The sequence below is a fragment of the Corynebacterium sp. HMSC077G07 genome, from assembly GCF_001809225.1.
GTDB lineage: Bacteria > Actinomycetota > Actinomycetes > Mycobacteriales > Mycobacteriaceae > Corynebacterium > Corynebacterium jeikeium_D.
Window position 1 is genome coordinate 83,091 of sequence record NZ_KV796537.1, and the last position, 13,127, is coordinate 96,217.

General features: G+C 59.0%; 10 protein-coding genes. 3 read left to right on the forward strand and 7 right to left on the reverse strand.

What is annotated here, in order from left to right:
• Together HMPREF2562_RS11085 and HMPREF2562_RS07175 are read right to left on the reverse strand one after the other, a co-directional pair.
• A partial coding sequence (locus HMPREF2562_RS11085; RefSeq protein WP_305763962.1) for a biotin/lipoyl-containing protein occupies positions 1 to 791 on the reverse strand: 791 nt, incomplete at its 3' end.
• Between the two features lie 173 nt (positions 792 to 964).
• Positions 965 to 2,503 carry a leucyl aminopeptidase gene (locus HMPREF2562_RS07175; RefSeq protein ID WP_080985624.1) on the reverse strand — a complete coding sequence of 513 codons (1,539 nt, stop codon included), beginning with the start codon at positions 2,501 to 2,503 and terminating at the stop codon, positions 965 to 967.
• A 222-nt stretch (positions 2,504 to 2,725) separates the two neighbouring features.
• On the opposite strand from HMPREF2562_RS07175, the gene HMPREF2562_RS07180 reads away from it, so the two are divergent.
• Both HMPREF2562_RS07180 and HMPREF2562_RS07185 read left to right on the forward strand, forming a co-directional pair.
• Entirely contained in the window at positions 2,726 to 3,841 is a 1,116-nt protein-coding gene (locus HMPREF2562_RS07180) for a branched-chain amino acid aminotransferase (RefSeq protein ID WP_016423039.1), read from the forward strand.
• 489 nt (positions 3,842 to 4,330) lie between these two features.
• The gene (locus HMPREF2562_RS07185; protein WP_070546916.1) at positions 4,331 to 6,208 is read left to right on the forward strand and encodes a vWA domain-containing protein; all 1,878 of its coding nucleotides are present in this window, start codon (positions 4,331 to 4,333) and stop codon (positions 6,206 to 6,208) included.
• 567 nt (positions 6,209 to 6,775) lie between these two features.
• On the opposite strand, the gene HMPREF2562_RS07190 is transcribed toward HMPREF2562_RS07185, so the two are convergent.
• From HMPREF2562_RS07190 to HMPREF2562_RS07205, 4 genes are all read right to left on the reverse strand, one after another.
• On the reverse strand, positions 6,776 to 7,648 hold the full coding sequence (locus HMPREF2562_RS07190) for an adenosylcobinamide-GDP ribazoletransferase (RefSeq protein ID WP_070549814.1): 873 nt from the start codon (positions 7,646 to 7,648) through the stop codon (positions 6,776 to 6,778).
• A 5-nt stretch (positions 7,649 to 7,653) separates the two neighbouring features.
• Positions 7,654 to 8,691 carry a nicotinate-nucleotide--dimethylbenzimidazole phosphoribosyltransferase gene (cobT, locus tag HMPREF2562_RS07195; protein WP_049190512.1) on the reverse strand — a complete coding sequence of 346 codons (1,038 nt, stop codon included), beginning with the start codon at positions 8,689 to 8,691 and terminating at the stop codon, positions 7,654 to 7,656.
• A 102-nt stretch (positions 8,692 to 8,793) separates the two neighbouring features.
• Positions 8,794 to 9,387, reverse strand: coding sequence for a bifunctional adenosylcobinamide kinase/adenosylcobinamide-phosphate guanylyltransferase (locus tag HMPREF2562_RS07200; RefSeq protein WP_049190511.1), 594 nt, complete (start codon positions 9,385 to 9,387; stop codon positions 8,794 to 8,796).
• An 11-nt stretch (positions 9,388 to 9,398) separates the two neighbouring features.
• The gene (locus HMPREF2562_RS07205; protein ID WP_016423034.1) at positions 9,399 to 10,163 is read right to left on the reverse strand and encodes a DUF3043 domain-containing protein; all 765 of its coding nucleotides are present in this window, start codon (positions 10,161 to 10,163) and stop codon (positions 9,399 to 9,401) included.
• 309 nt (positions 10,164 to 10,472) lie between these two features.
• On the opposite strand from HMPREF2562_RS07205, the gene HMPREF2562_RS07210 reads away from it, so the two are divergent.
• The gene (locus HMPREF2562_RS07210; protein WP_005512007.1) at positions 10,473 to 10,814 is read left to right on the forward strand and encodes a HesB/IscA family protein; all 342 of its coding nucleotides are present in this window, start codon (positions 10,473 to 10,475) and stop codon (positions 10,812 to 10,814) included.
• Between the two features lie 178 nt (positions 10,815 to 10,992).
• Here HMPREF2562_RS07210 and asnB read toward each other — a convergent pair whose 3' ends face one another.
• Positions 10,993 to 12,918, reverse strand: coding sequence for an asparagine synthase (glutamine-hydrolyzing) (asnB, locus tag HMPREF2562_RS07215; protein WP_049192931.1), 1,926 nt, complete (start codon positions 12,916 to 12,918; stop codon positions 10,993 to 10,995).
• Between the last annotated feature and the right edge of the window lie 209 nt (positions 12,919 to 13,127).

Sequence of the window (13,127 nt, forward strand, 5' to 3'; positions counted from 1 at the left end):
ACGGTGTCGCCGACCTTCTTCAGCCAGGTGGTGATGGTGCCTTCGGTGACGGATTCGCCGAGCTCCGGCATCTCAACGTCAGTAGCGTCGCCAGCGTCAACGTCAGTGGAGTCTTCCTCAGTCTCCTCGTTAGCCTTTACTGGCTCCTCGTCCTTCTCGACTGCGGCAGATGCCTCCTCGGCCTCTTCCTTGGCGGCCGGAGCAGCGTCTGCATCGCCAACGCGAGCGATGACTTCGCCGACGTCAACGGTGTCGTCTTCGTCGTAGAGGACCTCGAGCAGGGTGCCTGCGACCGGGGAAGGAATTTCGGTGTCGACCTTGTCGGTGGAAACCTCGAGCAACGGTTCGTCGACCTCGACGGTGTCGCCGACCTTCTTCAGCCAAGTGGTAATCGTGCCTTCGGTGACGGACTCGCCGAGCTCCGGCATCTCAACATCAGTAGCGGAACCGGAGGCAGCCTTCGGTGCTTCCTTCTTTGGCTCTTCAGCGTCTTCCTTCGGAGCCTCTTCCTCGGTCTCCTCAGCGGAATCGTCAGTGCCTTCCGGCTCTTCGCCCGGCTCGCCGACCTTTGCGATGACCTCGCCAACATCGACGGTGTCGTCTTCTTCAAAGAGAATCTCGGTGAGAACACCGGCGACCGGAGATGGAATTTCGGTGTCGACCTTGTCGGTGGAAACCTCGAGCAACGGTTCGTCGACCTCGACGGTGTCGCCGACCTTCTTCAGCCAGGTGGTAATGGTGCCTTCGGTAACTGATTCACCGAGCTCCGGCATCTCAATAGAGGTCGCCATGTTTGTGCACTCCTCGAAAAGTTAAGAAATCTCGTTTTAAGACGGTTATTACAAATTAGCTTACAGGTTGAAAACTCTGCTTGCCCCGTGGGCTGCGCCCGCTTTCGACTGGTGCTTGGAATAGCTCATTCCAGCCATGATTCCAGCCGGGCGGGACGCAGTCGGATGACCGGCTACTTCGTTGCCAAATCCTCAATCACAGAGAACATCGTCCGAACCGGAACACCAGTGCCCCGCTTCGGGGTATAACCATACTCCCCGGTGGTGTTGAAGGCCGGACCGGCAACGTCGATGTGAACCCATTCAACATCCTCGCCAACGAATTCGCGCAGGTATGCAGCTGCAACGCTCATGCCACCAAAGCGAGAGTTCGTGACATTCCGCAGGTCAGCTACCGGCGACTTCAGGGCCTCTGCTAGCTCAACTGGAATCGGCATTGCCCAACCATTTTCACCAATGCTCTGAGACAGCTCTGCAACACGGTCACGGAACTCGTCGTTACCCAGGATGCCCGGGGTGCGCTCGCCAAGAGCGACTAGCTGCGCACCGGTCAGGGTAGCGGTGTCAATCAGGTGAGTCGGCTTGTCTTCGCAGGCGCGGACAATGGCGTCTGCGAGTACGAGGCGGCCCTCAGCGTCGGTATTCAGAATCTCAATGGTCTTACCGCCGTACTGCGTAATGACATCGCCCGGACGGTACGCCTTACCACCCGGCATGTTCTCCGCCATTGGAACAGTTGCGGTCACCGGGGTGGATACGCCTAGGCGAGCAGCCAGGACGACTGTGGCAATAACAGCCGCAGCGCCGCCCATATCGGAGATCATGTTCTCCATGCTGGCGCCCGGCTTCAGCGAAATACCGCCGGTATCAAAGGTGATGCCCTTACCGACCAGTCCCAGCGAATTCTCTGCCGACTCATCGCCCTTCCAAATCAGGCGCACCAGGCGCGGCCCGCGCGAGGATCCACCACCCACGGCATTGAGGCCTCCGAAACCGCCGGCGCGCAGAGCGTCGTCGTCAAGCACCTCGACCTCGAGCCCCGCGTCACGGCCTAGCGCTGCAGCAGCGTCAGCAAACGTCTCGGGGTAGAGGTGCGACGATGCTGTATTGACGAAGTCACGCGCGGTGGCAACGGCATCCACAATCGCTGCAGCGCGCTTTACGACGTCGTCATCAGCGCCCAACACAACCACCTTCTGGGTGGCCTCGTTGCTTTCTTCGTCGCTCTTCTGACCGGAGTAAGCGTAAGCGCCCAGCGCAAAGCCCTCGGCTGCAGCCTGCGGATCGATGGCGCCGAGAGTGTTAAAGACCACCTTGGCCTTGGTCATACGGCGCGCAGCGGCGCCGCAGGCACGGCGGATGTCCTCGGCATCCAGATCCTCAGAACCCACGCCAACGCCCGTGACACTGTCGACATCCAGGCCAGCAGGAGCCGGGATGGTGGTCACGGACTCGGACTTAGCGCTGGCGGAGACTGCCTCAAAGGAGGCGAGCAGCTGCTCTGCAACCGAACCGATGGCCTCGGGTGCGACCAGCTCGAGGCCATCCTCGCCGTCGATAAGCGCGACGAGAACCGCGTCGGCGTCCGCGGGCAGAGAGTTGTCGGCAGCGATGACCACGCGAGTGCCGATAGCCGGCAGGTAATTGGACAAAACAGCGGCGTTGCGAGAGGCGCCGAGCTGTGCCGAATCATTGTTAGCGGGGACTGACATGTAGTTGCATCTCCTTGTAGTCGTACTATGTGGTACACCACCGTATCCCTATTTGCCGGTTCGTGTCCTTCACCCCTGGACAGCGGACTGACGAGCCAGCGCCACGACTATTGGAATGTACCCGCGCCTAGTGCCCGCGACGCTGACATTGCCCTGACTAACACGGTCTTTCGGGGGCGAGTATTGATACGACTCGATCCTCGACGGTTTAGGATGAAAGACATGTCTGCTTTGGAATTTGCAATCGAACGTAACCCGAATCCACTCTCTGATGCCGAGCGCGAGGAGATTTTGGCCAACCCTGGTTTCGGTAAGCACTTCACCGACCACATGGTCCGAATTGACTGGACTGCAGACAAAGGCTGGCATGGCGCCAAGCTGCAGGCATACGGTTCGATTGAAATGCAGCCGTCTTCTTCGGTCCTGCATTACGGGCAGTCGATTTTTGAGGGACTGAAGGCGTATCGCATGCCGGATGGTTCCATTGTTACTTTCCGCCCGGAGCAGAACGCTCGTCGCTTCCAGCGCTCCGCTGACCGCATTGCAATGCCGCAGCTGCCGGAGGAGACCTTCCTCGAGGCAATCCGCCTGCTGGTTGAAGCCGATGCAGCATGGGTGCCGCCAGCTGGTGGCGAAGAATCCCTGTACCTGCGTCCAATCATGTTCTCCACCGAGAGCACCCTGGGCGTGCACCCGTCGAACTCTTACACCTTCCTGCTCATCGCTTCACCTGCCGGCGCGTACTTCTCCGGTGGCATTAACCCGGTGACCGTGTGGATCTCCCACGAGTACGTGCGTGCCGCGCCGGGCGGCACCGGTGCTGCGAAGTTCGCAGGTAACTATGCAGCTTCGCTGGCGGCTCAGCAGCAGGCAGAGGAAAAGGGCTGCGACCAGGTTGTGTGGCTGGACGCTGTCGAGCGCAAGTACATCGAGGAGATGGGCGGCATGAACCTGGCGTTTATCTACCCGGATGAGAATGCTGACGCTGGTGTTCGGCTGGTGACTCCAGAGCTGTCTGGTTCGCTGCTGCCGGGCATTACTCGGGCATCGCTGCTGCAGGCTGCTCAGGATCTGGGCATGAATGTCGAGGAGCGTCGCATTTCCACCGAGGAATGGAAGAATGATGCCACCTCCGGTGTTATGAGCGAGGCATTCGCCTGCGGTACTGCTGCAGTCATCACCCCGGTCGGTTTTGTGAAGTCCGCTGAGGGCGAGTTCGAGATCAACGGCGGCGAGACCGGTGAGTGGACTATGAAGCTGCGCGAGCGGCTGACCGGTATCCAGCACGGCGAGGTTGAGGATACCCACGGTTGGATTTACAAGCTCGTTGAGGCTTAGTTTCGGCGTAGGTCGGCTAAGAAAAATTTAATAGTGGTTACTAGAATTAGTACTTTCGCAGCCCCTGTTCAGTATTCGCTGTTCAGGGGCTGCGTTTTTGCTTTGCTGGCTCCCCAACGGCTGTGCGATTTTCTCATGGTTCATGAATTGTTCAGGCGGCATTTGTTTAGCCGTTAAAAACACCTCTAGCGTGACCGGGGTCACTGTGAAAAACTACCAACACGATTGATTTTTGTAGTTGGGAAAACAGTTTGAGGCGCTGTGATGGTGGTAGTTCAAGACTTTTTTAAAGATAGTTTTTCGTCAAGTAGTTCAAAGCGCCTAAGGGTAACCATCGTTGTCACTCTGTTGTTGGCTGCGTGGACGATTGGGTTTAGTGCGATTCCGGCTCCGGTGGCGGCAGCCCAAGATTCGCCTTCGCCGTCCGGGGTGGAACAGCCCGCTCCTACGGGCGAAGGGGGTACGGGCGAAGCAAAAGCAGAGCTAATCATGGATCTGTCTGGTTCGATGCTTGCCGACGACGCCGGAGGCACCCGCCTCGATGCGGCAAAGCGCGCATCCACGGAGCTGATTGACTCCCTCCCGGATGATGCGCTGCTTGGCATGCTGGTTTATGGCCAGCGCGAATCCAGTGATGAATCCAACCGCGAACGTGGTTGCCAGGACATCGAGGTGCTGTCGCCTGTCCAAAAGGTCGACAAAGAAGGCCTGAAGAGCAGGATTGCCGGGTTGGAAGCTCAGGGCTATACGCCGATCGGCAATGCACTGCGTAAGGCGGCTGATGAGCTTGGCTCAGACGGTGAGCGGTCAATTATTTTGGTCTCTGACGGTATCGACACCTGCGCGCCGCCACCGGTGTGTGAGGTTGCGAAAGAATTGGCGGGGCAGGGTGTTGGCCTGACGATTCACACCGTGGGATTCAAGGTCGATGAAGAGGCTCGCGCTGAGCTTGAGTGTGTTGCGCAGGCAACTGGCGGTCAAAGCATGACTGCGGACGATGCCACCCAGCTCGCAGACCACATGAAGTTCTTAACTCAGCGGTCAGTGCAGGGCTACGAAACCACGGGTACTCCTTTCGAGTTCTCCGAGACTAAGGAAGGCGCGAAATGGCTCGGCGAGGGCAAGTACCAGACGACGCTAGTGCCAGAGGTTGCCCAGCACGATCGCACCCCGCTCTACTACCGAATCGCAGTGCCGAAGGGACACAACGCGATTGTTACCTCAAAGGTGTTAGCGAATATCGATGCTGAGGGTAAGGGCCAGCAGGATGTCCGAACTGAAGTTGACGAAATCATCAATGAAACTGGCGGAAAATGCCAGGACGACGGTCGTATGGGGTCGCTGACTGGCGCCGAAGCTAGTGCCGATTCGTGGACTCCAACTTCGGCCGATGCAAGCGTTCTTGCATGGGATAGTGACCGCATCGAATCCAGTTGCGATCAAACCAAGTGGCTCGTCGCAAATAACGTGTGGGTCTATGACGGTGATTCAGTAGCGGACTATCGTGATGAACCGGTGAAGGTCGAGGTTAGCGTCCAGTTTGAGCCAGTCCTGAAGAAGCAGGATGCTGACAAACTAAATGAGGGGCGGTCTTCTTCGACCGGCGACAAAGCCTACAAAAAGGCCACTTTTGGAGAGGCCAAGCCCGTAAACGGTGGCAATAACGCAGCCCAAGCGCCGGAAGTTAAATCTGGGGATAACATCTCTGACACAATCGTGCCCGGTGAACAGAAGTTCTACAAGATCCCTGTCGAGTGGGGTCAGCGACCAGTGATTGCTGCCCGCACTGGAAATTCGGAGCGCGATAATGCCGATTCCATGGGAGTTGCGCTGTTGAATCCATTCGAGGTTTCCGTGGCGGATGGAACAATGCACTTTTATCAGGATTCCGAGGACCTGAACTTGTCAACAGATCGTCCGGTCGAATACAACAACCGAGAATCTAATGTTGGAGGACGACCTGTAGCCAACGCCGGCTACTACTACGCGACTGTCCGAATGGCTAACTATCGCCCGGATGAAGAGGTCAGTGGCATCGATCAGCCGTTCCAGCTCGCATTCCTCCTGGACAACAAGCCAACTAAGGGGCCTGACTGGCGACCGACTGACAAGAACGGCCCGACTCCATCCGATAAGCCGATTCTGGCCAAGGGAGAGCCGGAACAGGAATCGTCAAAGGACTCGTCAGAAGATGCGTCGAATGAATCTGACTCCTCGGATACGGATTCTCAGGCATCCGCATCCTCGTCGGACATGGAAGATGAGGGCATGAGCCCGTTGGTCATTGGCACCGTTGTAGCAGTGGTCGCCGTGTTTATCGGCATTGCCGGCGCAATCGTCTACCAGAACAAGAAGCGCAAGGAGTAGACAAACCGTAAGATCAGGAAGTTCCTGAGCAGGGGGGGCAGGGTGGGGAAGGCAGCAAAATTGTGTCCGCTTGGCGTATCGCTGGCGGGCACATTTTTTGCTACTTAGCCGCAAGAACTGACAACTCCAAGAATTATGGGCTGCAGATGTGAAACTGTGTGAGTTTATGACACTTTCAAGCCATTTTTCGGACCATTTTTGACATAAACGCAGTCAGTAACTCGCATTGGCCCGCTGTCGCTAACATAACCGCAGTCACTAGCCCCCACTGAACCCAAACCCCACTGAACCTAAACCCCGGGAGTGTCACCCCAACAAAGAAAAGCGCGTCCCGTGCATCGCTGCGGCGGGACGCGCTTTTTTAATTAGCTGGGAGGCTAGAAGGTGTGCTCGTTCTTGGCGCCCCGGCAAACGGTCGGCGCAAAATAATTTGGGCGAGCCCCGAAACGAGCCTCCTGTACTCCGCCTTCCCGGCGGTGTGCCCTCAGAATACGTCCGCGTCAAAGCGACCGTCAATAGTTCTTTTTAAAGAAAACCCCAACGGGGGCAATGCGCGCATTTTCCCTGCTAGAACCCTATGGCAAGTGCCACGGCACAGACAGCGCACGTTATCTCAATGACCGCACCAAACACGTCGCCGTTGACTCCGCCAAACCTCTTCACGCAATGCCGCGTCAGCAGCAGTGTAACGCCAAAGCTCAGTGCACAAGCGACTACGCCCACGAGCCCAACCACCCAGCCCGACACAGCGAGCAGCAGTATCCACCAGCAGGTCACCGTGACTGTGGACTGAGTACCGGCAGTCAGAGAGCCGAAGCCGCTGTTCGAAAAAGGCGGAAAGCCGCGCCAGCAGGCAGTCGTTGCTGCCGCGCGAGAGGCTACAAAAGGCAAGCACAGCGCAACCACACCAGGCCACATCTGACCAGCAGACCACTGCGACAGCACACTAGCCACAATCACGGCAAAAGCAGTCGTCGTCGTCAACATCGTCAGCACGATGGAGCCCACGCCCATTGGGCCGGTGCTCGGATCGCGCAGCACCTCCCGCGCCCCCTCCGGCGGCTTATACGAGCCGAGGGCATCCGCCACATCCGCCAGCCCATCCAGGTGCATCGCGCGGGTCAACATCTGTGCCGCCACCATAATCAGGGTGCCGCCGAGGATCGGGGTGACGTCGTAAAGCGTGGGCGTGCGTGACGACGACGTTGCGAACAGCGCCGCCGTGATGAGAACTGCACCCGCGGCAGGAACGAGCCCAGCTACTGGCAGTGCGGCGATGGCGCGACGGCCGGTGATGCGGTCGAACACGCTCGCGCCTTTGAAGGGCAGGATGGTGAGCCAGGACAGGGCAGTGGTGATGGCCTCAGCGACGGCATTGCCGTGAGCAGAGGGATCGCCGTCGAGGTTGTCCTGGCGAGACGGGCCGGCTTTGTCGGACAAGTCGATTAGTCCTTGGTGCTTACGCCTGCGTCGGCGAAAGTAGCCATGTTGCGCAGGACCGATACGCCGGACTTGACCAGCGGTAGGGCAGCGACGGCGCCGGAGCCTTCGCCAAGACGCATCCCGTATTCGAGAAGTGGTTCCTTATCCAGGTGTCGAAGGGCAAGCGCGTGCGCGGGCTCTGCCGACTTGTGGCCGGCGACCCACCAATCGCGGGCGCCCGGAGCGAGCTGGTCAGCCAGCAGAGCAGCGGATGTGACAACCACTCCGTCCAAAATCACAGGAGTGCGACGAACCGCTGCTTGCGCCAAGAACGCGGCCATCACGGTCATATCCGGCGAGGAAATACGACGGAGCACCTCAACCGGGTCATTGCGCAGGCGACGCACGCGGAACATGGCATCGCGTACGGCAGCGACCTTGAGCTTCCACCCCTCGTCATCAATGCCAGTGCCTCGGCCGACGACGACCACCGGTTCGGAGTTGGTCACGGCACCAATCAGCGCCGCGGCTGGAGTGGTGTTTCCGATGCCCAGGTCGCCGGCAATGAGCAGGTCAGCGCCTTCATCAACGGCGGCGTCGGCAATCGCGATGCCCGTGCGGATGGCCTTATCGACCTCCTCCTCGCTCATCGCATCCTCGCGGTCGATAGAACCACAGCTGCGACGGATACGGTATGGCCCTTCGGCATCGTGGTCGAGGGAAATGTCCACACCGGTAACAGTGGCTCCCGCGATGTCAGCGATAGCGTTCACGCCGGCACCCTTTGCCTCGATATTGGCAAGCATCTGAATAGACACCTCGGACGGGTACGCGGACACCCCGCCCTGGGCAACACCGTGGTCACCAGCGAAGACATAAACACGACAATCGTCCAGGTCACGCGGAGGGCATTCTCCCTGACACGCCGAAATCCAAATGCCGAGTTCTTCCAACCGGCCAAGTGAGCCTGCGGGTTTAGTCAACTGCTCATGGCGCGCGCGGGCGGCCTGTTCAGTCTCTTCGTCAGGGCGTGCTACCGGTCCAAAATAATCCGCGTTCATACTCTCAAACGCTACCCGAAAACGATTTGTCTACCGACCATTGGTGCACAGTTATTCGCATTGCTAGGCAGACCGTCATAGGGGAAGCGGCGTGGAGTGAATCTAGTTCGCCGCCTTGACTTCCATGGGGCAGCCAGCCACAACTAGGACAACACGATCACAGACAGCTGCGAGCTGTTGGTTGAGAAGGCCAATTTCATCACGGAAAAGCCGCCCTGAGCGGTGTTCGGGAATGACACCGAAGCCCACTTCGGGCGACACAATGAACAGGTCGGAATCTGCGGGGAAGTTGCGCACGGCGTCGACAAGCGAGTGCGTCCACGGCGCGACGCTGCCCCTCGGCGCCTCCCACAGCCCCTGCGCGTCGATGATGTGCGTCAGCCAGGTGCCGACATCGTCCAGCAGCATGCGCCGCTCCGGCGACGCGAGAGCTTCCACCGCATCGACGTCATCAACCGTGTGCCAGGCCACTCCGTGCTCTTTTGCCTGTGCTTGACGACGAATGCGGTGCTCCTCGACCCTGGAGTGAAAATCGCTATCACCGGGCCAGGGCCGTGCTGTTGCGATGTAATGCAACACCGTTGAGGCTGCAGCATCTGAGGCACCGCCGGTTGAGGCTGCGGCGGTGGCCAGCAGCTCGTGCTCAGCCCATGAGGACTTGCCTGAGCGGGCGCCACCGAGAACCAAAGTGCGCATGGCAGATGAGGCTACTTGATTTCGTCGCCGATGTTGACCTGCGGACGCGGAGTACGCAGACGACGCGGCTGAGAAGCGCGGGAGTAAGCGTAGAAGCCCAGTCCCCAGGCCCCTTCGGTGGTCTTCGGGAAGCGCTCACGCGTCAACTTGATGGCACGGCGGCCGATGTAAATGCCCTCGATAATCAGGGCGATGATGAGAACCATCGCGATGAGAGATGCGATGTTGGCCAGCTTCGGCAGGGAAGTGCCAATCATCATAATCAGCAGCAGAATCAGCGCGAACGGGAGGAACACGTTAGCGAGGAAGCGACGGGAATCAACCCAGTCGCGGACAAACTTGCGCTCAGCGCCCTGGTCGCGTGGCAGCATGTAGCGCGGATCGCCGGCGGCCATGCGCTCGTCGGCAATGCGACGCTGCTCACGTCGCTCTGCTCGCTCGCGTGCCTTGGCGGCCTTGAGCTCTTCCTTGGACATGGAAGCCTTGAGCTCCTTGCGGCGCTGGCGAGCTTCCTTAGCGGTCAGCGGCGCCTCGACCGGGCCACGGCGGATGCCGCGTTCGCGCTCAACCTCGTTGCGCTTCGGAGTGGGGCGCCCCTTCTTGGGAGTAAAAGCACCGCTGTGCTTCTTCTCGGGCTGCTGAGACTCCGAAGCGGTGCCCTTGGCCCCGCTGGATGCGGTCGCGTCGGTGGCTACGTCTCCGGCGTTGGTTGCGTCAGCGTTAGCTGCCTCAGCTGCCTTGGACTTTTTGTCATTCTTTTTCCACGGTAGATTCACGACCCCAGATTATAAGGTCTTCAAGGTGCTTCCCTAATTAGGTTGCAGGTTGAGGGGCAGGGACGGGGCAAGGGCGAGGTTTTGGGGATGACCGCCGCAGGGGCAGGCGGGAAGAGTGCGCTTGTGGCGTGGGAAGCCGTGGTGTGGTTGCGATGTGGCGGCAAAAAGAGACTTCCGAAAAAGAGAAAGAAAAAGAGAACCCAGAATTGGGAATTAAAGACTGGTCGGTAAGGTTGTGATAAATAATGACGTAGCCGACCTTGGGGTCGACTCGCATACTTAAACACTTCAACAAGGAGGACACGCGCTATGACTACTGCTCAGAGCACTGGCGTTACCCTGACCGAAGCTGCGGCTGCCAAGGCAAAGGCACTTCTGGACCAAGAAGGTGCCACCGACCTGGCACTGCGTATTTCCGTGGCTCCGGGCGGCTGTGCCGGCCTGCGCTACCAGCTCTACTTCGATGACCGCAGCCTCGACGGCGATGTCGCCGAAGTTTTCGGTGGCGTCAAGCTGGTCGTTGATCGCCAGTCGGTTCCGTACCTGTCCGGTGCCACCATCGACTTCGCTGACACCATTGAACAGCAGGGCTTCACCATCGATAACCCGAATGCCACTGGCTCCTGCGCTTGCGGTGACTCCTTCAACTAAGTCATTAGCTGAGCAGAGCTGTCAGCAGACGCTGTGAAAAGCGTCGGATAGTAAAAGGCTCGGACCTCACTCTTGTTAACTGAGTGAGGTCCGAGCCTTTTCTATTGGTTGCCCCAGCTATGGTGGCAGCCTGCCGGGGCAGGATGGGGTTGAGGCGCGGGGACCGTCGTAAAGCGAGCTAGAGCTCGACGGGGTAGTCGCGCTGCTCGATGTCCGGAGTAATGCGGTCTTCGATGAAGATGCCGTGCCAGACCATGAAAGCAAGGATGGTCCAGAGGCGGCGGGAGTGGTCGCGCTCGGTTGGGTGGTGCTCGGCGAGCATCTTGAGCACGGCGTCCTTATTAATGAACTCATCGGTCTGGGACTCGCGGATGATGTCCTCGGCCCAGCCGTGCAGTTCGTCGCCTGCCAGCCAGTGGCGAATCGGCACCGGGAAGCCCAGTTTGCGGCGGTTGAGCACGTGCTCCGGAACAATCTGCTCCATGGCGCGACGCAGTGCGTACTTGGTGGTGCCGTGAGAAACACGCATGTCCACCGGCAGCGTCTGTGCAACGTCGAAGACCACACGGTCGAGGAACGGCACGCGCAGCTCCAGGGAGTTAGCCATGGTGATCTTGTCCGCCTTGACCAGAATGTCGCCACGCAACCAGGTGAACAGATCCAAGTGCTGCATCCGAGTCACCGGGTCCCAGCCTTCAGACTGCGCGTAAATCGGCGCAGTGACATCGCTGTGGTCCCATTCCTTCTTGGCCCACGGCAGCACTTCCTGCAGCTGCTCAAAGTTAAAGGAACGAGCATTGCCGTAGTAGCGCTGTTCCAGCGGAGTAGTGCCTCGCTGCAGGAGCGACTTGCCGCGCATGCCCTCTGGCAGAGCTTCGCCGACCTTAGCCAGACCGCGCAGCAGGGGAGATGGAACCTTGTCGAACGGCTTCAGCGACAGCGGCTCCTTATAAATGGTGTAACCACCAAAGAGCTCGTCTGCGCCCTCACCGGACAGTACGACCTTAACGTGCTTACGAGCCTCTGCGGCCACGAAGTACAGCGGCACCAGTGCAGGGTCAGCTACCGGGTCATCGAGGTACCACATAATCTTCGGAATCGCCCCGGCGAACTCCTCCGGCGAGACGACCTTCACAATGTGCTCGACGCCAATGGCGGCGGCGGACTCGGCAGCCACATCGACCTCGGAGAAGCCCTCGCGCTCGAAGCCAGTGGTAAACGTCAGCAGGTTCGGGTTGTGGCGCTTAGCCAAAGTTGCAATCGCAGTGGAGTCGATACCGCCCGACAGGAACGAGCCCACCGTGACGTCGGCACGCATATGCTTCTCGACGCTGTCCTCCAGCGCACGGGCAATGCGGTCAAAAACATCCTGTTCAGCGCCCTTAGCCACTGGCTGAATCGGGAAATTCGGCTTGAAGTAGCGGGTCTGCTTAACTTCGCCACCAGGCGTAACGATGGCAGTGCAACCCGACTCCAGACGAACAATGTCAGTGTGCAGCGACTCCGGCTCCGGAACGTACTGCAGATCGACGTAGTGCTCCAGTGCGCGCTTATTCAGCTTCTTCGCATCGATGCCCATCTCCGGCGCAGCTTCGAGCAGGGACTTCTTCTCAGAACCGAAAATTGTGCCACGCTCTGTGGTGGCGTAGTAGAGCGGCTTAATGCCGAACGGATCGCGCGCCAGGAAAAGCTTGCGCTCGACGCTGTCCCAAATGGCAATGCCGAACATGCCGCGCAAGTGCTTTACGACGTCCGCTCCCCAGTGGTGGAACCCAACGACGATAGGTTCACCATCGCCGGAGGTATTAAAGGCATAACCTTTCTTCTCCAGCTGCTCGCGAAGTTCGACGAAATTGTAGATTTCGCCGTTGAAGGTCATGGAGTAACGATTCGGCTGATTCTCTGGTCCCCACTGCAGCGGTTGGTGGCTGTGGGCAATATCAATAATGGATAGGCGGTTGAAGCCGAAAACTGCGTCCTCATCGTGCCACGTGCCTGCATCGTCAGGGCCGCGGTGCCGCATGCAGGGCAGGGCCCTTTCGACAACGGGAACGAGCTCCGCTGCGTCAGAATTTGCAGCCAGGATTCCGAGAAGACCACACATGCTTCGTGCGCGCACCTTTCGCTTAGTGTCACTTAATGGATTTTCGACGGCTCCGTAGCTAGCGGCTCAGCGCGACTGGTTGTCGCCTTAACCGGTGGCCGTGAAGGACCGCCGCGTGGCTGAGTAGCTGGGTTGAACCCCAGATTGGCGCCACATAGAAATGCTGCACCTACTTTAATGCCTTTTGGGGAAAAGCGAGAATGTCTGAG